General features: G+C 40.7%; 21 protein-coding genes, 1 other RNA gene and 1 other annotated feature (1 of these 23 only partly in view). Of the genes, 6 read left to right on the forward strand and 16 right to left on the reverse strand.

All coding sequences use genetic code 11. The annotated features are described in order from the left end of the window. Positions 1–30, reverse strand: a sequence feature (His leader region) (it extends 93 nt beyond the left edge of the window). 123 nt (positions 31–153) lie between these two features. After that, entirely contained in the window at positions 154–1,140 is a 987-nt protein-coding gene (gene rsmC / locus A4G16_RS07520; RefSeq protein WP_165889364.1) for a 16S rRNA (guanine(1207)-N(2))-methyltransferase RsmC, read from the reverse strand. Positions 1,141–1,283: 143 nt separating this feature from the next. On the opposite strand from rsmC, the gene A4G16_RS07525 reads away from it, so the two are divergent. Further along, complete coding sequence (locus A4G16_RS07525) at positions 1,284–1,724, forward strand: DNA polymerase III subunit psi (protein ID WP_165889365.1); 441 nt, start codon at positions 1,284–1,286, stop codon at positions 1,722–1,724. Next, complete coding sequence (gene rimI / locus A4G16_RS07530) at positions 1,699–2,136, forward strand: ribosomal protein S18-alanine N-acetyltransferase (protein WP_165889366.1); 438 nt, start codon at positions 1,699–1,701, stop codon at positions 2,134–2,136. The genes A4G16_RS07525 and rimI overlap by 26 nt, the downstream gene beginning before the upstream one ends. A 49-nt stretch (positions 2,137–2,185) precedes the next feature. Here the strand turns inward: rimI and typA are convergent, their stop codons facing one another. Together typA and A4G16_RS07540 are read right to left on the reverse strand one after the other, a co-directional pair. Next, positions 2,186–4,033: a translational GTPase TypA gene (typA, locus tag A4G16_RS07535; protein ID WP_165889367.1), complete on the reverse strand. Its 1,848-nt coding sequence runs from the start codon at positions 4,031–4,033 to the stop codon at positions 2,186–2,188. Between the two features lie 165 nt (positions 4,034–4,198). Beyond that, positions 4,199–4,882: a YggS family pyridoxal phosphate-dependent enzyme gene (locus A4G16_RS07540; RefSeq protein ID WP_165889368.1), complete on the reverse strand. Its 684-nt coding sequence runs from the start codon at positions 4,880–4,882 to the stop codon at positions 4,199–4,201. Between the two features lie 69 nt (positions 4,883–4,951). Between A4G16_RS07540 and A4G16_RS07545 the strand changes: the two genes are divergently transcribed. Next, the gene (locus A4G16_RS07545; RefSeq protein WP_165889369.1) at positions 4,952–5,491 is read left to right on the forward strand and encodes a KdsC family phosphatase; all 540 of its coding nucleotides are present in this window, start codon (positions 4,952–4,954) and stop codon (positions 5,489–5,491) included. 19 nt (positions 5,492–5,510) lie between these two features. On the opposite strand, the gene A4G16_RS07550 is transcribed toward A4G16_RS07545, so the two are convergent. The 3 genes from A4G16_RS07550 to A4G16_RS07560 form a co-directional block, all read right to left on the reverse strand. Continuing rightward, the gene (locus A4G16_RS07550) at positions 5,511–5,819 is read right to left on the reverse strand and encodes a DUF3144 domain-containing protein (protein WP_165889370.1); all 309 of its coding nucleotides are present in this window, start codon (positions 5,817–5,819) and stop codon (positions 5,511–5,513) included. A gap of 170 nt (positions 5,820–5,989) precedes the next feature. Continuing rightward, the gene (gene rpoH / locus A4G16_RS07555; protein ID WP_165889371.1) at positions 5,990–6,949 is read right to left on the reverse strand and encodes an RNA polymerase sigma factor RpoH; all 960 of its coding nucleotides are present in this window, start codon (positions 6,947–6,949) and stop codon (positions 5,990–5,992) included. A gap of 150 nt (positions 6,950–7,099) precedes the next feature. Further along, positions 7,100–8,437, reverse strand: a complete 1,338-nt coding sequence (locus A4G16_RS07560; protein ID WP_165889372.1) for an MFS transporter — start codon at positions 8,435–8,437, stop codon at positions 7,100–7,102. A 174-nt stretch (positions 8,438–8,611) separates the two neighbouring features. On the opposite strand from A4G16_RS07560, the gene ssrA reads away from it, so the two are divergent. The 3 genes from ssrA to A4G16_RS07575 all read left to right on the forward strand — a co-directional run bounded on the left by ssrA (position 8,612) and on the right by A4G16_RS07575 (position 10,901). Then, positions 8,612–8,978, forward strand: a transfer-messenger RNA (tmRNA) gene (gene ssrA / locus A4G16_RS07565). A gap of 649 nt (positions 8,979–9,627) precedes the next feature. Beyond that, positions 9,628–10,665: a YeeE/YedE family protein gene (locus tag A4G16_RS07570; protein WP_165889373.1), complete on the forward strand. Its 1,038-nt coding sequence runs from the start codon at positions 9,628–9,630 to the stop codon at positions 10,663–10,665. An 11-nt stretch (positions 10,666–10,676) separates the two neighbouring features. After that, positions 10,677–10,901, forward strand: a complete 225-nt coding sequence (locus A4G16_RS07575; protein WP_165889374.1) for a sulfurtransferase TusA family protein — start codon at positions 10,677–10,679, stop codon at positions 10,899–10,901. Positions 10,902–10,976: 75 nt separating this feature from the next. On the opposite strand, the gene cysE is transcribed toward A4G16_RS07575, so the two are convergent. The 10 genes from cysE to rfaC all read right to left on the reverse strand — a co-directional run bounded on the left by cysE (position 10,977) and on the right by rfaC (position 21,160). Next, positions 10,977–11,792: a serine O-acetyltransferase gene (cysE, locus tag A4G16_RS07580; RefSeq protein ID WP_165889375.1), complete on the reverse strand. Its 816-nt coding sequence runs from the start codon at positions 11,790–11,792 to the stop codon at positions 10,977–10,979. A gap of 10 nt (positions 11,793–11,802) precedes the next feature. Further along, positions 11,803–12,813 carry an NAD(P)H-dependent glycerol-3-phosphate dehydrogenase gene (gene gpsA / locus A4G16_RS07585; protein ID WP_165889376.1) on the reverse strand — a complete coding sequence of 337 codons (1,011 nt, stop codon included), beginning with the start codon at positions 12,811–12,813 and terminating at the stop codon, positions 11,803–11,805. 101 nt (positions 12,814–12,914) lie between these two features. Next, positions 12,915–13,418: a protein-export chaperone SecB gene (gene secB, locus A4G16_RS07590; RefSeq protein ID WP_165889377.1), complete on the reverse strand. Its 504-nt coding sequence runs from the start codon at positions 13,416–13,418 to the stop codon at positions 12,915–12,917. A gap of 20 nt (positions 13,419–13,438) precedes the next feature. Further along, positions 13,439–13,891 carry a rhodanese-like domain-containing protein gene (locus A4G16_RS07595; RefSeq protein WP_165889378.1) on the reverse strand — a complete coding sequence of 151 codons (453 nt, stop codon included), beginning with the start codon at positions 13,889–13,891 and terminating at the stop codon, positions 13,439–13,441. A 161-nt stretch (positions 13,892–14,052) separates the two neighbouring features. Beyond that, positions 14,053–15,351 carry a trigger factor gene (gene tig / locus A4G16_RS07600; RefSeq protein WP_165889379.1) on the reverse strand — a complete coding sequence of 433 codons (1,299 nt, stop codon included), beginning with the start codon at positions 15,349–15,351 and terminating at the stop codon, positions 14,053–14,055. Positions 15,352–15,662: 311 nt separating this feature from the next. Further along, a complete protein-coding gene (tuf, locus tag A4G16_RS07605) occupies positions 15,663–16,847 on the reverse strand; it encodes an elongation factor Tu (protein WP_027073920.1) in 1,185 nt (394 codons plus the stop codon). Positions 16,848–16,906: 59 nt separating this feature from the next. Next, the gene (gene fusA / locus A4G16_RS07610; protein ID WP_165889380.1) at positions 16,907–19,009 is read right to left on the reverse strand and encodes an elongation factor G; all 2,103 of its coding nucleotides are present in this window, start codon (positions 19,007–19,009) and stop codon (positions 16,907–16,909) included. 96 nt (positions 19,010–19,105) lie between these two features. Next, the gene (gene rpsG, locus A4G16_RS07615) at positions 19,106–19,576 is read right to left on the reverse strand and encodes a 30S ribosomal protein S7 (RefSeq protein ID WP_027073770.1); all 471 of its coding nucleotides are present in this window, start codon (positions 19,574–19,576) and stop codon (positions 19,106–19,108) included. A 130-nt stretch (positions 19,577–19,706) separates the two neighbouring features. Further along, on the reverse strand, positions 19,707–20,081 hold the full coding sequence (gene rpsL / locus A4G16_RS07620; RefSeq protein WP_005543325.1) for a 30S ribosomal protein S12: 375 nt from the start codon (positions 20,079–20,081) through the stop codon (positions 19,707–19,709). Between the two features lie 119 nt (positions 20,082–20,200). Continuing rightward, positions 20,201–21,160, reverse strand: a complete 960-nt coding sequence (rfaC, locus tag A4G16_RS07625) for a lipopolysaccharide heptosyltransferase RfaC (protein WP_165889381.1) — start codon at positions 21,158–21,160, stop codon at positions 20,201–20,203. Positions 21,161–21,227: the final 67 nt, after the last annotated feature.

Below are 21,227 nucleotides of genomic sequence, written 5' to 3' on the forward strand. Positions count from 1 at the left end.
GAAAGATATCAGGTTAAATGGTGGTGATGATGTGAAGTGCAGTTAAAATTCATTGTGTTTCTCCAAAACAGTTGAAATGAATTTACGCTAAGACATTCTAAATAGCAAGTGTTTTTTATACGAATTTTGCATTTTTTCTGGTCGTCAGATTTGTTATGCCCTTGCCGAATACACCTTAAATTTGGTGGATTTTGCCAGCACTTCGTGTTTGCCGAAGGCTTTATCGAGCAAATCCGGGTAAGGTAAAAAGGCATTGGCGACAATGCGTAATTCACCGCCCTTGGTGAGATGGTTTTTCGCTTGAAAAATTAACTCTTCTACAGCTCGATAAGCAGTATCTACGCCATCGTGGAATGGCGGGTTCGACACAATTAAATCAAAGCGTTCTGAAATGTGAGAGAACACATCGCTTGCCAACACTTCCCCTTCTAGTTGATTCTCTACCAAAGTACGGCGACTAGATTCTAATGCCATTGCGTGAATATCGCTCATTGTCAGTTTGATTTTCGGGAATTGCTGTTTCAGCGTTGCCCCAATCACCCCTGCACCACAACCTAAATCAAGCAATTTACCTTTTAATCGGTCTTCTTTGCTAAAGGTGGAAAGCAGTAATTTTGTACCGTTATCAAGTTCAGCCGAGCTAAACACTGCCGGCAGAGCGAAGATATCTAACGCTTGCAAGCGGTAAGATTTCCAGAATTTTTTGCAATCGAAAGTCGGCACGCTTTGTAGCTCAAAATGATAAAGGCCACAACGACGGGCGGAGTCAATTTTGGCGATATTACCGAATGGTTCAAGCAGTTTTTCCACAGAACGAATACCCGCTCGGTTTTCGCCGATAATCAACATTTCCTGCCCCACTTGGCACTGTGAGAGCCATTGAATCAATTGAAATTGACACTCTTGTTTGTTCTTAGTCCAGTAAAATACCGCCAATTCTGCCGATAAATGACATTCTAAGCCAAATTGCACATTTGTATTATGACGAGCATAATCAAAATAGCTACTAAATACCGCCACATTTTTGGCAGCTTTTAGCTGTTGAGCAAAGTCATCTCGTACATCACCAAACAATAATACCGATTTATTTTCAAATAACGCCAAATGGCGTTCAAGCACTTCGCTTTCTAATGAGAGCATTTTTTCTCACCTTTCTTAAAAAATTTAGCTTTGAATATACCGAATTTAAGCAGAGAAATCTTGCAAAACCTGCTGAATTTTGCAAAAAATTTCCTGATTTGCTGGAGTTTTGATACTATGCTGTAAAATTTATGAGGTTTAAGATGAATAGGCGTGATTTGCTGTTAAATGAAATGGGTATTTCGCAATGGGTTTTAACCAAACCGCAAGTGCTAAAAGGCGATGCCCAAATTCGTTTAAATGAAAATGTGAGATTGATTGTGGTGTGTGAAGAGGATCACCAAACCAGCCGCCTGTTTTCAGATATTTTGCTGGCATTAGGGTTGCAAAAATCGGAATATCAATGGCTGAATGCTGAGCAATCTCAGCGGTTAGTCTTCCAACATTCGCCAATAATATGGCTGATTCAAGCGGAGGAACAAGCGGTTAAAATTGCAAAAAATTTTGCAAATTCGACCGCTTGGCAAAATACTTGTTGGCAAGATTTAACCTATTCTGCTCACAAACGCCAACTTTGGCAGCAAATGGAAGCCTATTCCAATCATTTGGAGAAAAATAGTGATTCAAGAAATCCGACAGGCTGATTTTGAACGTTTGTTTGAGATTGAGCAAAAAGCCCATTTGGTGCCGTGGTCGAAAGGCACATTGCTCAATAATCAAGGCGAAAAATATCTAAATTTGAAATCGGTGGAACAGGGCAAAATTGTCGCTTTTGCTATCAGCCAAATAGTACTAGATGAAGCCACACTGTTTAATATTGCAGTTGATCCTGATTTTCGGCACCAAGGCTTTGGCAAGCGGTTACTTTCTGAATTAATTTTGCAACTACAAAAACGTGGTATAGCAACCCTTTGGCTAGAAGTTCGAGAATCCAACATTGCGGCACAAAAACTCTATGATTCTCTAGGGTTTAATGAAGTGACTATTCGGAAAAATTACTACCCCACCCCCGAAGGTGGCAAAGAAAACGCCGTGATTATGGCGTTGTATTTGTAACCTAAATTCAAAAGTAAAAAGAGCGACCTAAGTCGCTCTTTTTTATCAATTAACGTGTGCTAGTGCTTGTCGTTGTACGGCTTGCACGTTTACGGTCGTTTTCCGTTAATAAACGTTTACGGATACGGATTGATTGTGGGGTTACTTCCACTAATTCATCGTCATCAATAAACTCTAATGCTTGTTCTAGTGAGAAACGAACTGGTGTGGTTAAGACAATCGCATCATCTTTACCAGAAGCACGCATATTGGTTAATTTCTTACCTTGTAAGCAGTTTACGGTTAAGTCGTTTGAACGGCTGTGGATACCGATAATTTGACCTTCATACACATCAACACCGTGGTCGATCATTAATTTACCACGCTCTTGTAAACCGAATAACGCATAAGCTAATGCTTTACCCGTTGCGTTTGAAATTAACACACCGTTTTTACGCTGACCGATTTCACCTGGTTTCACATCATCGTAATGGCTGAATGTTGAGTAAAGTAAACCTGTACCTGAGGTCATTGTCATAAACTCGTTACGGAAGCCAATTAAACCACGGCTTGGGATCACATACTCTAAACGAGTACGGCCTTTACCGTCTGGGATCATATCTTTCACTTCACCCTTACGGATACCTAAGGCTTCCATCACTGAACCTTGGTGCTGTTCTTCAATATCAATTGTCACTTGCTCAAACGGCTCTTGTTGTTTGCCATTTTCTTCTTTGTAGATTACTTTCGGGCGAGATACCGCTAATTCGTAACCTTCACGACGCATATTTTCGATTAATACCGATAAGTGTAATTCACCACGTCCTGATACACGGAACTCGTCCGGGTTAGGGGTTTCTTCCACACGTAATGCTACGTTATGTACTAACTCTTTGTTTAAACGCTCAAGAATTTGACGAGACGTTACAAATTTACCTTCTTGACCACAGAATGGCGAGGTGTTTACGCAGAAGAACATGGTTACTGTTGGTTCATCAACGGTTAATGCCGGCAAAGCTTCAACTGCATTAATATCACAGATGGTATCTGAAATATTTAATTCGCCTAAACCGGTAATCGCAATAATATCTCCAGCGAAAGCTTCTGTTGCCTCAAAGCGTTGTAAACCTAAGTGACCTAACACCTGACCAATACGACCTTGGCGTGTTTTACCTTCACTATCAACAATGGTTACAGCTTGGTTAGGTTTTACCGAACCACGCTTAATACGACCAATACCGATAACGCCTACATAGTTGTTGTAGTCTAACTGTGAAATCTGCATTTGGAGCGGTGCGTCTAATTCCACTTGTGGCGGTTGAACGTGTTTTACAATCGCTTCGTAAAGCGGCGTCATATCAGAGCTCAACTCTTCGTGTTCTAAGCCTGCCACACCGTTTAATGCTGAAGCGTAGATAATTGGGAAATCTAACTGCTCATCGGTTGCACCTAAGTTGACGAATAGATCAAATACTTGATCTACAACCCAATCAGGACGAGCCCCCGGGCGGTCAACTTTGTTGATGACCACAATCGGTTTTAAACCGTGAGCGAATGCTTTTTGGGTTACGAAACGGGTTTGTGGCATTGGGCCGTCAAAGGCATCCACCACCAATAACACAGAATCAACCATTGAAAGTACACGCTCTACTTCACCACCGAAGTCTGCGTGCCCCGGAGTATCCACGATATTGATGTGATAACCGTTCCAGTTAATTGCCGTGTTTTTCGCAAGAATGGTAATTCCACGCTCTTTTTCAAGATCGTTTGAGTCCATAACACGCTCATCTACATCACCACGAGTTGATTCAAAGGTACCTGATTGTTGTAAAAGTTTATCAACCAACGTTGTTTTACCGTGGTCAACGTGAGCAATAATTGCGATGTTACGCAATTTATTAATATCTACATTTTGCATTGGAATATCTTTTTGAGTGAATGAAAATAAAAACTCTCGCCCTTCAAAACTGGCGAGAGTCAGAAAATCAAGAGGTGCGATTATACAGACTTTTTCGTTTTTTGGCTACAAAACAAGCGGTGGAATTTGTAAAAGATTTTGCAAATATCTCCCAACCTTACTCAACTACCGATAATCTCTCGCCCCAAAAATCGCGGTGCCAATTCGCACCATTGTCGAACCACATTCAATTGCCGATTGCATATCGTCTGACATTCCCATTGAAAGCGTATCAATGCCGTCAAATTCCGTTTGCAAGCGGTCAAAAAGCTGTTGCATTTTGCGAAGAGCAACTTTTTGTTGTGTCGGTTCGGTTTCAGGTTTTGGAATGGCCATCAAACCTCGCAATTTCAGGTTTGGGAGTTGGGAAATCGCTTGGGCAAGTGGCAACATTTCCTCAGGCTGAATACCCGATTTAGAATTTTCATCACTGATATTAATTTGAATCAGTACATTGAGTGGAGCTTTATGTTGCGGGCGTTGTTCGTTTAAACGCTCGGCAATTTTGAGCCTATCTACCGTTTGAATCCAATCGAAATGAGCCGCAACTAACTTGGTTTTATTTGATTGTAACGGCCCGATGAAATGCCATTCTAGGTCTGTTCGATTTGTAAAAAATTCGATTTTTTCAACCGCTTCCTGCACATAATTTTCACCAAAAGCAAGCTGGCCTGCCTCAATTGCCTCTTGAATAGCTGCCACTGGTTTGGTTTTAGAGACCGCCAACAAACGGACATTTTCTCGCTGATAATCACTTGAAAATTGCTGAATTTTTTGATGAATTTGCGCTAAATTCTCTGAAATCGACATTTCTGTTCCTTTGTAAACTAAAAGCAAAACGCTATAATGGCAAAATCATACCATATTTGAGGCAAAAAAATGTTAGACCTAACCAAGATTAAATTAGTCATTACTGATGTTGACGGTGTTTTAACCGACGGTGGAATGTATTACACCGACCAAGGCGAGGTAATGAAACGTTTCCACGTTCACGATGGCTTAGGGGTAAAAATGCTGCAAAACTGCGGTATTAAAGTGGCGGTACTTTCAGGTGGCGATACTGCCCTACTCCGCAAACGCCTGGAGGTGTTGAAAATTGACTTAGCCCTACTTGGCAAAATGGAAAAACGTTCTGCCTGTTTTGAATTAATGGAAAAAGCCGGCGTAACGCCCGAGCAAACCGCCTATATCGGTGACGATACCTTAGACTTACCTGCCTTTGAGGTGTGTGGTGTGGCAATTGCCACCCGTAATGCTCACGATTACATCAAAGCCAAAGCCGATTGGGTGCTTGAAAAAGCCGGTGGCGAAGGGGCTTTCCGTGAAGTTTCCGATAAAATTCTAGAAGCCCAAGGCTTTGGCGAGATTTTTAAAACTGCTGATGGTTTTTTAACGATTGCGGAAAAAATGGCACAGTAATGCTTCTCTCAAAGGCGGATTAATCCGCCTGTTTCCCTTCAATATAACACTCGAAATTATTGATATATTCATCTAAATTGGCGGTAAGCATTTCTTTGTACTGTTCGATAAAATAGTTAATCACCTCTTCTCGCGAATCAACTAATTGTTGCTTATACTCTGCTTTGCTGGCAGCGACATAGGCGTTAAATCTGGCACAAGCAAAAAGCATTGCATTGCTGACTTGGTTTGGTGCGATATTTTGCAAATGTGCGTTGGCAATATTAATAAAACCATCCGCACGCTGGTAAAAGGTTGGGTCAATTTGTTTATCGGTAATATTAATCATAAGACTCTCGTATCTACTTCTTAAAATAAAGACAAGCAGTTACAAAAAGTATTGCTTTTTGAACGTTGGCTTTGCCAATGGCAGCAAAGCTGTAAATAATTTTTACCTGATTTTTTGCAAAAATACATTGCAATTTTTAAGTAAAATTTAACCGCTTGTTTTATCATTTATTAATCTTCTAAGGTAATCGCCTCTTTGATTTTCTTCAAGGCTGCGTTTTCAAGCTGGCGAACACGTTCTGCTGAAATACTGTATTTATCGGCGAGATCTTGTAAGGTCGCCTTATTATCATCTAACCAACGGGTTTTAATAATATCTTGGCTGCGTTCATCAAGCGTTGCTAAAGCATAAGCAAGCTGTGCGGTTGCTTGTCCGTTATGCTGCTCATCTTCCAGATCATCGGCAAAATTAGAGCTGCTGTCTTCAATATACATAGAGGGAGCGTAAGTATCTTCGTCATCTTCACCGGCAGGTAAATCAAAGCCGAGGTCTTGCCCGGTCATACGCGATTCCATTTCACGCACTTCCTCCACCGTCACGCCTAAATCATCGGCAACTTTTTTGATCTCTTCTTCATTAAACCACGCCAAACGATTTTTATTTTTCCGCAGATTAAAGAATAACTTACGTTGGGCTTTAGTGGTTGCTACTTTCACAATTCGCCAATTTTTCAGTACATATTCGTGAATTTCCGCCTTCACCCAATGCACCGCAAATGAAACCAAACGCACTCCCACATTCGGGTCAAAGCGTTTTACCGCCTTCATCAAGCCGATATTGCCCTCTTGGATTAAATCCGCCAGCGGCAATCCGTATCCCATATAGCCACGGGCGATGTGGATCACAAAACGCATATGCGAAAGAATAAGCTGTTTTGCTGCCTCAACATCTTCATCATAATAATAACGTTCGGCAAGCTCCTTTTCTTGCTCAGCGGAAAGAATCGGATATTGATTCGCCATTCGGATATAGCTATCCAAATTGCCTTGCGGTACCGGCATGGATGCAGAAACTAACGCAGGGTGCATTGCTTCCACATTTGGAGAATCTTCAACTATCTCGCCCGGCTCAACAAGCTCAGCCTCAATAATTTCGGCATCTTCAATTTCATTTTCGTCAAATTTTTTCATTCTCTATCTCTTAAAACTATCCGCAACTGACATATTATAACAATGTTAAACTATATCTTAGTAATATTGTAAATCTTTTCTTAGAACGTAATAAAAAAGTTGAGTTCCGATTGAAACTCAACTTTTAACACTTAAGAATAATAGATAAAATTAGGCTTTTACCGTTTTTTCCTCATGTTTAGCTAAAATTAAATAGCCAACAGCTGAAAAGGCAGAAAGAGCGGCAATAATGGCATAAGACCAGAACCAACCAAAACTATCGGCAATAATAGGCATAATCCAGTTCGCCCCCATATTACCGATTAAATAAGCGGTCACGCCGACAAAACCAATTGCAGTACCTGCCACATTAAGTGGCACGAAGTTAATGGTTAAGATATTTACAATTAACTGTGGCCCATAAATTAATGCCCCTAAAATACCACAAATCACTAATAGCAATGCGTAATTTGGCGAACCACTTGCTGTCACCAGCTCATAAGCAAATACCACGCCAACCATAATAAATAAACCTATTGCGCCCATTTTTGCCATTTTATTTGGATATTTTACCGCTAACCACGCAAAAACAAGCGAACCGGGAATAGCGACCCATTCTAAAACGGAAATGGCTACATGGGATTCTGCATCGCCCATTTTGGCAACTTCGTGCAAATAAATCGGCATCCAGTCTTCAATACCAAAACGTACAAAATAGAGTGCTACGTTTACTGCGGCAACTAACAACAACGCCGGATTAAGAAAAACATATTTCCAAATTAACTGCCAATAACCAAGATTATGTTTTTCTTCCTCTGAAGCCACGTTAGACTCACCGGCATCACCATACATTGTACGTAAGGAATCTAATCCTTCGGCTTCAGGATTATCACCTCCGTATTTCCAACAGAAAATCGCAAATAAAAGAACCAACACTGCCGGCACCAAGAAAGCAAGCAATACATTACCTGTAGAAGGCACAATGAACCCCATTGTCGTCATCATCGCAATCATCATTGGTAATAATGCTGAGCCCATATTTTGCGAAATATTCCAACCGGCAATAGCAGCCCCTCGGGTTTTATTCGGGTAATAATTGGCAATCATATTTTGTGATGCGGGGGCCAATGCCCCTTGCACCACACCGCATAAAATTAATAGAACAGCTAAGACTATAATTGAAGTATGATAAAACCCGATAATCAAGCAAATAGCCGCACTTGCCGCCAAACAAATCGAGAACAATTTACGCAAATCAACCTTATCACCCAATGCCCCCATATAAAACTTCGCCAGTCCATAGGAAATAGTTAAGCAAGATAGCAACATTGCAATATCTGCTTTATCCCAACCGTTAGTGACCATAATTGATTTCGACATGAGTTTAAAGTTATTACGTACCAAATAAGCACAGACATAACCTAAAAACGCTACAATAAAAATCATTTTTTGCCGTTTCAAAAATGTTGCAAATTTTTCAGGCTCTCTTTGAGCATAAGCCAAAGTCATGGAGAACTCCTTAAGTTAAAATAACTGTGATGAAGTGAAGATTTGGAAAATCTAGACACATACTATTCCCAATATTCGAAAAAACAAGAGATCTAGATCTCATTTTGAACAAAAAACATATTTGCAAAATTTTTTGCAAATCTGACCGCTTTCCGCTAGAATTACCAGACTTTTGGGGCTGATTTTGGATTCGACGGGATTGGCGAAGCCCAAGGTGCATGTCGAGGTGCGGTAGGCCTCGTAAACAAACCGCAAAAAAATAGTCGCAAACGACGAACAATACGCTTTAGCAGCTTAATAACCTGCTTTAAAGCCTTATCTCCTCAGCTTCCGCTCGTAAGACGAGGGTAAAGATAAGTCACCCAAAACGAGATCGTGTTGAAGCCGCAGCTATAGGATCGAAGCACTAAATTGAACATAGCTAGTTTATTCATTGCGTGTCTGTCCGCTGTGGATAAGCGAAATTAAAGACTAGACTAAACATGTAGTACTGAAGGTAGAGAAGTTTCGGACGGGGGTTCAAATCCCCCCAGCTCCACCACCAATAAATGTCACCCAGTGTCACAGAAGGTCAAAATCGTTGGTAAATCAAGGTTTTGACCTTTTTTATTGTGTCAAAAAGTGTCATCTAGTATCATATCAGCTCAAATATTTTGTAGGGGCTTATGTAGGTGTGGCTTATCATCTACAAAAATGCACCTACATTAACCGAGAGAATACTAGACGGAACACGCTATACAAATGTTATTCTAAAACACAGTATTACAAACTGGACTTAATCCAGCCGCCAAGCCCTTAATGATAAATTAAGGGCTTTTTTATCACTTTCTATCACTTTATTCTTCACACAAAACATAAAATGTTTAGGTAATTATTTTTCATAATATAATTGCCTCAATATTGTGACCAGAGAAACGGGTGACTTTTGATTTTAGGAGTACATTTAGGAGTACAAGAGAAATTTGAATTGAGACAAATCCTTATTTATCAATACCTGAACAACGTCAATTCAGATGACCCCAGCTCATTTCTATTAATTTCGCAAATACGAAATTCTAAGTAGAGAGAATTCTACTATTGAAAAATAGTGTGACCTATCTCACAAAACGATCATAGTAATCTTGACAGCCATATTCATTTAAACAAAAATCCAATTCTCATTTTTCAATACATTATACTAAGGTTTAGTTATGTTTTGGTCTTTCTTTTCAGCCTTGCTAATCGGTGGATTACTTGGTTTTGTCTTTCAACGCTCCCGCTTCTGCCTGACAGGTGGGTTTCGCGATATGTATCTTCTCAAAAACAACCGAATGTTCTATGCATTGCTCATCGCTATTTCTGTACAAAGTATCGGTGTGGTTTCGCTGATTGAGTTGGGTTTTATCGCCTCTCCTTATAAAGATTTTTCACTTCCTGCAACAATTATCGGCTCACTCATTTTCGGGATGAGCATTATCTTAGCCAGCGGTTGTGCCACTGGAACTTGGTATCATGCCGGTGAAGGCTTGATCAGTGCTTGGATTGCTTTGGTAATGTATATGCTCAGTGCTGCGGCAATGCGTTTCGGTGTATTAAGTGAGTTCACCAAGTCAATGATGCAATACGGCAAAATGGAAGAAAATTTAGCTGCTATCTTTGGTGTGCCGATTTGGTTATTAGTCGGTATCTTAGTTATTGCTACTGCTATCCTTGTTTATCGCACTTTATCCAGACCTGCCTTAAAAGTGGCTGCATTACCGCGCAAATGGACAGGGCTTCGTCACTATCTATTTGAAAAACGCTATCACCCATTCTTTGCCGCCGTGCTGATTGGTTTATTAGCCTTTTCTGCTTGGGGAGTAAATGCGAGCAACGGTAAATCGGGTGGCCTAAGCATTACTGGCCCGTCTGCCAACATTGTACGCTATATAGTCACAGGCGATGCAAAATTGATTAACTGGGGAGTATTTCTTGTTATTGGTATTATGCTTGGCTCTTATATTGCAGCCAAAGGCAGCAAAGAATTTAAATGGCGTATGCCTGATTTAGCCACTTGCCGTAATAGCGTGATTGGCGGATTGCTAATGGGCGTTGGTGCTTCACTGGCTGGCGGGTGTACGATCGGAAACGGCTTAACCGCTACTGCAGTAATGAGTGCCAAAGGCTGGATTTCCCTCTTTTTCATTATGATAGGCGTATGGATTATGACCCATTTCGTCTATGTTCGACCAACTAGGCAGTCTAAATAAGGAGAATAACGATGCGTTATGAACTTGATACAAAAGGGCATTTATGCCCCTATCCTCTTATGGAAGCAAAAAAGAAAATCGTTGATCTTAACATTGGTGACGAATTAGCTATCCAATTTACCTGTGCCGAAGCTACAGAAAACCTTCCACGTTGGGCGGCAGAAAACAATTATCCCGTCACTCATTTTGCACAAATAGGCGATGCAGCTTGGGAAATTGTAATTCAAAAATCCTAAGTAGAACAAAAAGATCAAAAGGGGCAAAGCCCCTTTTCATTTGCAAAATTTTGCTAAAAATCGACCGCTTGCCGATTAAATACCATCACCAAACAAGCCTTGTTCATCTTCAAAATATTGGTTCATATCAAATGCCGGTTTTTGTTCTGATGATTTGCCGATAATGCGTGCCGGTACCCCTGCAGCAGTTGCGTGGTCTGGAATTGGCTGTAATACCACAGAATTTGCACCAATTTTGGAATAGCGTCCGATTTCAATATTCCCTAAAATCTTCGCTCCTGCCCCAATCATCACACCCTCACGAATTTTTGGGTGTCGGTCTCCATGTTCTTTGCCTGTTCCCCCTAGCGTTACGCCTTGTAGGATCGATACATCATTTTCAATTACCGAGGTTTCGCCCACTACAATACCTGTTGCGTGGTCAAACATAATGCCGCAGCCTACTTTGGCAGCAGGATGAATATCCACATCAAAGGCAACTGAAATTTCATTTTGTAAATAAACGGCGAGAGCTTTTCTACCTTGATTCCAAAGATAATGGGTGACACGATAACTTTGTAAAGCGTGAAATCCTTTTAAATAAAGTAAGGTCGTTGTCCATTTATCAACTGCTGGGTCTCGGGTGCGAACAGCATTAATATCGCAGGCTGCACTATGGATAATTCGAGGATCTGCACGATAGGCTTCTTCAATAATCTCTTTTAGAGCAATCGCCGGCATAATGGAATTAGCAAGTTTATTGGCCAAAATATAGCTAAGAGAGCTTCCTAAATGTGAGTGCTTTAAAATAGTAGAATGGAAAAAGCTTGCAAGCATTGGCTCACACTCAACTAACTGCTGAGCTTCCGCCCGGATTTCCTGCCAGATTTTATCAACTTCTAATTTATCCATAGTATCCTCTTTATTCACCTTTACGTTCACGACCTAATAGAGTGGTTACCACATCTTTTGCATTTTTTTGGCAAAACAGCATTTGGTAGATTTGCTCTACAATTGGCATCTCTACGCCTTGTTTTTGCGCTAGCAGATAAGTCTCTTTGGTATTATAAAAACCTTCCACTACTTGTCCGATTTCGGCAATTGCCGATTCTGCCGATTTTCCCTGCCCTAATGCTAAACCAAAACGGCGGTTACGGGATTGGTTATCGGTACAAGTCAGCACCAGATCACCTAAGCCGGCCATGCCGGTAAAGGTTTTTGGATCAGCTCCGAGCGATACGCCTAAGCGACTGATTTCTGCTAATCCTCGGGTAATTAATGCCGTTCTAGCATTAGCACCAAAGCCCATGCCATCTGAAATACCGGCACCAATTGCAATCACATTTTTAATTGCCCCGCCAAGCTGTACGCCTACCATATCATTATTTAAGTAAACACGGAATGCCTTTGAGCAATGAATTCGCTGCTGCATTTCATCGGCAAAAACAGGATCAGTTGAAGCAAGCGAAATAGCAGTCGGCAAACCAGCTGCAAGTTCTTTAGCAAAAGTTGGGCCGGAAAGTACCGCTAGCGGATAAGATTTCCCGAGAATCTCTTCTGCCACCGTTTGTAATAACCGCCCGGTATCGCGTTCAAGCCCTTTGGTCGCCCACATGATGCGGTGCTGTTTGGATAAAAACGGCTTAATTTGTGCCAACACATCAGAAAAAACGTGGCTAGGAACAACAATCAGCAGATCTTTTGCTTTTTGTAATGCAATCGCTAAATCTGCCAACACGTCCAATGCTTCAGGGAAAACAATATCCGGTAAAAACTCTTGGTTCATTCGTTGCTCGGCAAGCTGTGCCATTTTTTGCGGATTATGTCCCCATAAATAGGTTTTGTGCCCATTACGAGCAAGAGCAATAGCTAACGCAGTCCCATAAGAGCCTGCCCCTAAAACAGTAATAGGTTCAGAATAGATTTCACTCATATTTACTCCGCAAAATACTCAAAAATTGCAAAAAATTAAAGAAATATAACCGCTTATAAAAAAATAGGTATGCAATGCATACCTATTTTGATTGAAAATGCTTAGTTCGCTAAAACAGGCTCATTCTCACTTTCTTGTTCTTGACGTTGGAGATAATCCATAAATAACGCATCAAAATTCACAGGAGAAAGATTTAATGCTGGGAATGTGCCGCGATTTACTAAGCTAGAAATTAATTCACGAGCATAAGGGTAAAGCACATTTGGGCATTGCGATGCTAAGCAATGTGCAAGTTGAATGCCTTCGATACCTTTAATCGTGAACACACCCGCTTGTTTCACTTCACAGATAAATGCTACATCACCACTATCTTCTAGTGTAGTTTGAACTGTAATGTGAAGCGTAACTTCGTATAAATCTTCACCAATTTCTTTAGTTTCCGTATCAAGCTCAAAACCTAGTTGTGGTTTCCATTCTTGTTGGAAAATATTCGGTAAATTTGGTGCTTCAAAAGAAACATCTTTTACATAAATACGTTGAATTTGAAGCTCAAAAGGGGCTTGAGTAGCTTCTTCTGCTGAAGCAACTTGATTTTCTTCTGACATAAAATTTCCTTATAAATAAATTATTTATGCTTTTTTACCGTCGGTAAACTACCCGCACGCCAGCCTGCCATACCTTCTTTTAACACATATACCTTGTTAAAACCTTGTTTCGAGATAGCATTTGCCAAGCCTGCAGAACTTAATCCGTTGGTATCAACAAAAATAACAGGACGATCTTTATATTTTTCGATCTGATGGATCTTATTAGACTTCAGATCTGAAGGTAAGACGTGAATGCTATCAATGATATGCCCCATACGGAATTCTTCATCCGAACGGACATCAATCACAACACCATCTTCTTTATTAATTAATTGCGTTGCCTGTGCATTATCCACAATTTTGTATTTGCTGGTAGCAGATTTATAAAAGCTGAAAATTACCGCTCCGAATAAAGCTACCCATGCAACAACCATAATCGTATGGTTGGCTACAAATAACTGAAACTGCTCTGCAAAAGTAAGTTGTTCCATAGCTGAATTTCCTCAAAATTAACATAAATAAGCGGTCGTTTTTCATTAAAATTTTGCAAATACCGATTATGTAAGAAGAGACTTAATCGGTAAATTTTTACTAAAAAGTAACCGCTTGTAAGTAATAAAAGGTGAGCTTTTGCCCACCTTAAACAAGGAAATTATTGTGCCTGTTGTGTCATTACATCATCGAATGACATTGTTTTTTCAGTTACTTTCGCTTTTGCTAATACAGCATCAACCGCTTGTTCTTCTAATACCACGTTACGGATATTTTCTGTTAGTTGACGGTTTTTCGCATAATGTGCTACCACTTCTGCCGGCTGCTCATAAGCTGATGCAATATCTGCGATCATATCTTCAACGCGTTTTTCATCTACTTTTAATTCGTTAGATGCAATAACTGAAGAAAGTAATAAACCTACTTGCACACGGCGTTTCGCTTCTGCTTCAAATAACTCAGCCGGTAATTGTGCTGCCATTTCAGGCTTACCACCAAAGCGTTGAACAGCTTGCTGACGTAACACATTTACTTCTTCTTCCACTGCTGCTGCAGGCACTTCAACATCATTTTGTGCAATTAAGCCGTTGATCACTTGAGATTTAACACGAGAAGTTACTGCGTTTCTTAATTCACGTTGCATATTTTTCTTGATTTCTGCACGTAATTCTTCAACAGATTTTGCATTACCGAATTTTTTCACAAACTCTTCTGTTAATTCAGGTAATACCATATCTTCTACTTTTTTCAAGGTGATAGCAAATTTAGCCGCTTTACCTTTTAAGTTTTCAGCGTGATACTCTTCCGGGAAAGTCACATCAATATCAAATTGTTCACCTGCTTTACGGCCTACAATACCATCTTCAAAACCCGGAATCATACGACCTTGTCCCATAAATAATACGAAATCAGACGCTTTACCGCCTTCAAACTCTTCGCCATCTACAGAACCAACGAAATCAATTGTTACACGTGCATCTGCTTTTGCTGCATCTGCAGTTTCTGCCCAAGTAGCTTGTTGCTTACGTAACACATCAACCATTTTATCTAAATCAGCATCTGTGATTTCAACAACCGGCTTTTCAACTTCGATATTCTCTAAACCTTTTAATTCCACTTCCGGGAACACTTCAAAGGTTGCAGTGAAACTGAAATCTTGACCCGGTTGATAGTTGTTCGGGGTGAATGTTGGACGACCCGCAAGATTGATTTTTTCCGCAATCACTGCTTCAAAGAATGCACGTTGCATTTCTTCAGATAATACATCCTGACGAGCTGCGATACCGAAACGCTGTTCAATAATTGAGTGGGGCACTTTACCTTTACGGAAACCATCTACACGAGCATTTTTCGCATAGCCTTTTAATTGTTCTTTGTATGCTGCTTCGATTTTGTCAGCTGGTACGTTAATTGTTACGCGGCGTTGTAAGCCTTCTAATGTTTCAATTGAAAATGACATTCTTAAACCTCGGTTTAGGGATATAAAAAAGATACATAAATAGACAGCTATTGTAGCGTTCTATCGATAAACTGTCGAGCAGAAACTCATTGCTAGAGAGGCTAAATCACAGAAAACCTCTCCGTTTTGCAAAACATACCTAAAATCTGACCGCTTGCATACGCCTACCTCGTTGCAAGCGGTCTTTTTTATTCACTATTTTGCAAATTGAGACTTTGTTCTAGCAATTTCAAGCAATAAAAAAGAGGCATACCTTTCGATACACCTCTCTTTCGCTTGTTCGCTTATCTCAAATATAAACTTTCGCTTAATTATTTGATGATTTTCGCAACAACACCAGCACCTACTGTACGGCCACCTTCACGAATCGCGAAACGTAAACCTTCGTCCATCGCGATTGGGTGAATTAAGCTTACTGTCATCTTGATGTTATCGCCAGGCATAACCATTTCTACGCCTTCTGGTAATTCGATAGTACCAGTTACGTCAGTTGTACGGAAGTAGAACTGTGGACGGTAGCCTTTGAAGAATGGAGTGTGACGACCACCTTCTTCTTTTGATAATACGTAAACTTCTGATTCAAAGTCTGTGTGTGGAGTGATTGAACCTGGTTTCGCTAATACTTGACCACGTTCGATTTCTTCACGTTTAGTACCACGTAATAATGCACCTACGTTCTCACCCGCACGACCTTCGTCTAATAATTTACGGAACATCTCAACACCAGTTACCGTTGTTTTCGTTGTATCTTTGATACCTACGATTTCAACTTCATCACCAGTACGGATGATACCACGCTCAACACGACCTGTTACTACTGTACCACGACCTGAAATTGAGAATACGTCTTCGATTGGTAATAAGAATGGTTTATCAATCGCACGCTCAGGCTCTGGAATGTATGTGTCTAAGTGGTTTGCTAATTCTAAAATTTTCTCTTCCCACTCTGCAACGCCGTTTAATGCTTGTAATGCAGAACCACGTACGATTGGAGTATCGTCACCTGGGAAATCGTATTGTGAAAGAAGTTCACGAACTTCCATCTCAACTAATTCTAATAACTCTTCATCATCTACCATGTCGCATTTGTTTAAGAATACGATGATGTATGGAACACCTACTTGGCGACCTAATAAGATGTGCTCACGAGTTTGTGGCATTGGACCGTCTGTTGCCGCTACTACTAAGATAGCACCGTCCATTTGCGCCGCACCGGTAATCATGTTTTTAACATAGTCCGCGTGTCCCGGGCAGTCAACGTGTGCGTAGTGACGTGTCGCTGTATCGTACTCAACGTGTGAAGTGTTGATGGTGATACCACGTGCTTTCTCTTCCGGCGCGTTATCGATTTGGTCGAATGCACGCGCTGCACCACCAAAGTGTTTCGCTAATACCGTTGTGATTGCAGCTGTTAAAGTTGTTTTACCATGGTCAACGTGGCCGATTGTACCCACATTAACGTGCGGTTTTGTACGTTCAAATTTTTCTTTAGACACTTTAATATCTTCCTAAAAAATGAGCCACAGCCCTATTGCTATGGCTCAGGTTAAACATATTATTTTCTACGAGCTTCAATAATAGCATCAGCAACGTTTTTCGGTGCTTCAGCATATTTTAAAGGTTCCATCGAGTATGATGCACGACCTTGAGTTTGTGAACGTAAGTCTGTTGCATAACCAAACATCTCTGAAAGTGGAACTTCAGCATTGATCTTAACAACGAACTCGTTCGCTTCTTGACCGTTAACCATTGCACGACGACGGCTTAAGTCACCGATTACATCACCAACATAATCCGGTGGAGTTTCAACTTCTACTTTCATAATTGGCTCAAGTAATACTGGGCTTGCTTTCGCGAATGCTGCTTTAAATGCTAATGATGCAGCAAGTTTAAACGCAAGTTCAGATGAGTCAACATCGTGGTATGAACCGAAGTGTAAACGTACACCTAAATCAACTACCGGGTAACCCGCTAATGGACCAGATTTAAGTTGTTCTTGGATACCTTTATCAACTGCAGGGATGTATTCACCAGGAATTACACCACCTTTGATTTCGTTTACGAACTCATAGCCAGGACCTTCTGGATCTAATGGATACAAGTCGATAACAACGTGACCGTACTGACCACGACCACCAGATTGTTTTGCGTGTTTACCTTCAACATCGTTCACACGAGTGCGGATAGTTTCACGGTAAGATACTTGTGGTTTACCGATGTTTGCTTCCACTTTGAATTCACGTTTCATACGGTCAACGATGATGTCTAAGTGTAACTCACCCATACCAGAGATAATGGTTTCACCTGACTCTTCATCTGTGTGAACACGGAATGATGGGTCTTCTTGTGCTAAACGACCTAACGCTAAGCCCATTTTCTCTTGGTCAGCTTTAGTTTTTGGTTCAACTGCAACAGAGATTACCGGCTCAGGGAATTCCATACGCTCAAGGATGATTGGTGCATCGATTGCACATAATGTGTCACCTGTACCAACATCTTTTAAGCCGATTGCAGCAGCGATATCACCCGCACGAACTTCTTTGATCTCTTCACGTTTATTCGCGTGCATCTGTACGATACGACCAAAGCGCTCACGTTTTTGTTTTACTGAGTTGTAAACAGTATCACCTGAATTAATTACACCTGAGTACACACGGAAGAAGGTTAAGTTACCTACGAATGGGTCAGTTGCAATTTTGAATGCTAATGAAGCAAATGGTTCATCATCACTTGCATGACGCTCACCTTCGGTTTCATCTTCATTGATACCTTTAATTGCAGGGATATCTGTTGGTGCCGGTAAGTAATCAATTACCGCATCAAGCATTGCTTGAACACCTTTGTTTTTGAATGCAGAACCACAGCATACAGGAATTACTTCACCTGCTAATACACGTTGACGTAACGCAGCTTTGATTTCATCTTCTGTTAATTCTTCACCAGAGAAGAATTTTTCCATTAATTCTTCTGATGCTTCAGCTGCTGCTTCAACTAACATTGCACGGTGTTCTTCACATGCTTCTAACATATCCGCAGGAACGTCTTCATAAGTGAAAGTCATACCTTGGTCAGCTTCGTTCCAGTTGATTGCTTTCATTTTAATTAAGTCAACAACACCTTTGAAGCTATCTTCTGCACCGATTGGAAGTTGTAATGCAACCGAATTACCACCTAAACGCGTTTTGATTTGTTCAACAACACGTAGGAAGTTAGCACCAGTACGGTCCATTTTATTTACGAACGCAATACGTGGTACTTTATATTTGTTAGCTTGACGCCATACAGTTTCAGATTGTGGTTGAACGCCACCTACTGCACAGTAAACCATTACCGCACCGTCAAGAACACGCATTGAACGCTCTACTTCGATAGTAAAGTCAACGTGTCCCGGAGTATCGATAACGTTAATACGGTGTTGTGGGTATTGTTGAGACATACCAGACCAGAACGCAGTTGTTGCAGCAGAAGTAATTGTGATACCACGCTCTTGCTCTTGTTCCATCCAGTCCATTGTTGCAGCACCATCATGAACTTCACCGATCTTATGGCTTACACCTGTATAGAAAAGGATACGTTCAGAGGTCGTTGTTTTACCCGCGTCGATATGCGCACTAATACCGATATTACGGTATCTTTCAATAGGGGTTTGACGAGCCATTTAATTCTTACCTTTTGGTTTTAAATTGAAATTCTTAATAAGGGTAAGGCTTCACCGCAAACTGAGATGAAGCCTTGAATAAGCTTACTTAAACGATTACCAACGGAAGTGAGCAAACGCTTTGTTAGCTTCAGCCATACGGTGAACGTCTTCACGTTTTTTCACTGCTGAACCTTTGTTGTCTGCTGCGTCTGATAATTCGTTAGCTAAACGTAATGCCATTGATTTGTCACCACGTTTACGAGCTGCTTCTACAATCCAACGCATTGCTAATGCATTACGACGAGTTGGGCGAACTTCTACTGGTACTTGATAAGTAGAACCACCAACACGGCGAGATTTAACCTCAACTGTTGGACGTACGTTTTCTAATGCTGTTTCAAATGCTTCTAACGCTTCTTTACCAGAACGTTGTGCTAAAGCTTCTAATGCACCGTAAACGATTTTTTCTGCAGTAGATTTTTTACCATCTACCATTAAAACGTTAATAAATTTTGCAAGTAATTCTGAACCGAACTTCGGATCTGGAAGAATTTTGCGTGGTTCAATACTACGACGACGTGGCATTGGAAATTTCTCCGTATATTAAATCTTCAGGATATCCAAAACTCATCTAATCTGCCTTAAGGCATATTGACTGGAGTTTATGGTTTAAATATTAAAATTTAGACGTTTGGCCTTACTCAACGGAGAACCATTAAGCTTTAGGACGTTTAACGCCGTATTTAGAACGACCTTGTTTACGATCTTTCACGCCAGCACAGTCTAATGCACCGCGTACAGTGTGGTAACGCACACCCGGTAAGTCTTTAACACGACCGCCACGGATTAATACAACGCTGTGCTCTTGAAGGTTATGACCTTCACCACCGATGTATGAAGTTACTTCAAAGCCATTTGTTAAACGAATACGACATACTTTACGTAATGCTGAGTTCGGTTTTTTAGGTGTAGTAGTGTATACACGAGTACACACGCCACGTTTCTGCGGGCAAGCCTCTAATGCAGGAACGTTGCTTTTTACAACCTTTTTCACACGCGGTTTGCGTACTAATTGGTTGATAGTTGCCATTAAAAAAGCTCCAGTTAAAATTATTAAAAATAAAATTAAAAATATCCTTTCATAGGAAAGGACAAGAAATTCTAAATGAATCACGTATAGAAGTCAAGCTTCGGCAGATACCGAAGTGATTATTTTCCAATCACTGTTTTTAGTTTTTCCAGCACCTGAGTCGGCAAAATATTATCCATTTTATCAGAAGTCAAATAGTGCTGATTTTTACCATAAGCCCCGATTAGCTTAGGGTCAGTTGCGCCATATAAAATCACATTTGGTTTATCTAATGCTGCTGTTAAATGGCTCAACCCTGTATCAACTGAAATTACCGCTTGAGCACCTTCAATTTGCATAGCCAATTCGGTTAAAGTCATTCTCGGTAACACAATTACATTCTCTGCCACCGCGGCTAAACGCTCAGCTCGCTCTTTTTCTATTTGATTTCCCCATGGCAATCGCACTTCTAGCCCTTGCTCTGCCAGGGACTTTATTACTTCAGCCCAATAAGATTCTTTCCAATGCTTATCTGCTCGGGTTGTAGCATGAATCAGCATAATGTAAGCGGTTATTTTTGTTTGATTTTTTGCAAAATGCTGAGAAATAGCATACTCACCCTGATTCTGCGGTAGAGGATAAGCTAGGGATTTAGCACAGAGTTTACGGATTCGCTCTACCGCGTGTTGCTGGTAAGGAATATCAAAGGTTGCATCATAGAACAGACTACTTAATCCCTCACGGGCAGACTGTTTATCATAGCCAAATTTTTTACCTTGAGCTTGTCGGGTAACCAATACCGCACTCTTAATTAAGCCTTGAGCATCAATGACCGCATCATACTGTTCACTTTTCAACTCTTTGATAAAACGCTGCCATTCAAGCCATGTTGAACGCTTGCATAAATTTTTCCGCCAACGACGAATCGCAACGGGAATTACCTTTCTCACCGCAGAATGCCAAATAGGAATTTCAGCAAAATTTTCTTCAACGACCCAATCCACCTGCAAGTTAGGAATCGCTTTTCGCATATCGGTTAGGGCAGGCAGAGTGTGTAGAATATCACCCATTGAGGAGGTTTTTACGATTAGAACTTTCATTTTTTTAAATAACAAGCAGCTTAATTTTCGTTGCAAAGTACAGACAAAAAACGACCGCTTGTTGTAA

This window comes from Mannheimia granulomatis, assembly GCF_011455695.1.
GTDB classification, from domain to species: domain Bacteria; phylum Pseudomonadota; class Gammaproteobacteria; order Enterobacterales; family Pasteurellaceae; genus Mannheimia; species Mannheimia granulomatis_A.

What these genes read in the sequence shown, in the direction of transcription:
- rsmC (WP_165889364.1), bottom strand. Translation starts at nt 1,140, where the DNA reads ATGCTCTCATTAGAAAGCGAAGTGCTTGAACGCCATTTGGCGTTATTT.
- A4G16_RS07525 (WP_165889365.1), top strand. Translation starts at nt 1,284, where the DNA reads ATGAATAGGCGTGATTTGCTGTTAAATGAAATGGGTATTTCGCAATGG.
- typA (WP_165889367.1), bottom strand. Translation starts at nt 4,033, where the DNA reads ATGCAAAATGTAGATATTAATAAATTGCGTAACATCGCAATTATTGCT.
- A4G16_RS07540 (WP_165889368.1), bottom strand. Translation starts at nt 4,882, where the DNA reads ATGTCGATTTCAGAGAATTTAGCGCAAATTCATCAAAAAATTCAGCAA.
- A4G16_RS07545 (WP_165889369.1), top strand. Translation starts at nt 4,952, where the DNA reads ATGTTAGACCTAACCAAGATTAAATTAGTCATTACTGATGTTGACGGT.
- A4G16_RS07550 (WP_165889370.1), bottom strand. Translation starts at nt 5,819, where the DNA reads ATGATTAATATTACCGATAAACAAATTGACCCAACCTTTTACCAGCGT.
- rpoH (WP_165889371.1), bottom strand. Translation starts at nt 6,949, where the DNA reads ATGAAAAAATTTGACGAAAATGAAATTGAAGATGCCGAAATTATTGAG.
- A4G16_RS07560 (WP_165889372.1), bottom strand. Translation starts at nt 8,437, where the DNA reads ATGACTTTGGCTTATGCTCAAAGAGAGCCTGAAAAATTTGCAACATTT.
- A4G16_RS07570 (WP_165889373.1), top strand. Translation starts at nt 9,628, where the DNA reads ATGTTTTGGTCTTTCTTTTCAGCCTTGCTAATCGGTGGATTACTTGGT.
- A4G16_RS07575 (WP_165889374.1), top strand. Translation starts at nt 10,677, where the DNA reads ATGCGTTATGAACTTGATACAAAAGGGCATTTATGCCCCTATCCTCTT.
- cysE (WP_165889375.1), bottom strand. Translation starts at nt 11,792, where the DNA reads ATGGATAAATTAGAAGTTGATAAAATCTGGCAGGAAATCCGGGCGGAA.
- gpsA (WP_165889376.1), bottom strand. Translation starts at nt 12,813, where the DNA reads ATGAGTGAAATCTATTCTGAACCTATTACTGTTTTAGGGGCAGGCTCT.
- secB (WP_165889377.1), bottom strand. Translation starts at nt 13,418, where the DNA reads ATGTCAGAAGAAAATCAAGTTGCTTCAGCAGAAGAAGCTACTCAAGCC.
- A4G16_RS07595 (WP_165889378.1), bottom strand. Translation starts at nt 13,891, where the DNA reads ATGGAACAACTTACTTTTGCAGAGCAGTTTCAGTTATTTGTAGCCAAC.
- tig (WP_165889379.1), bottom strand. Translation starts at nt 15,351, where the DNA reads ATGTCATTTTCAATTGAAACATTAGAAGGCTTACAACGCCGCGTAACA.
- fusA (WP_165889380.1), bottom strand. Translation starts at nt 19,009, where the DNA reads ATGGCTCGTCAAACCCCTATTGAAAGATACCGTAATATCGGTATTAGT.
- rpsG (WP_027073770.1), bottom strand. Translation starts at nt 19,576, where the DNA reads ATGCCACGTCGTCGTAGTATTGAACCACGCAAAATTCTTCCAGATCCG.
- rpsL (WP_005543325.1), bottom strand. Translation starts at nt 20,081, where the DNA reads ATGGCAACTATCAACCAATTAGTACGCAAACCGCGTGTGAAAAAGGTT.
- rfaC (WP_165889381.1), bottom strand. Translation starts at nt 21,160, where the DNA reads ATGAAAGTTCTAATCGTAAAAACCTCCTCAATGGGTGATATTCTACAC.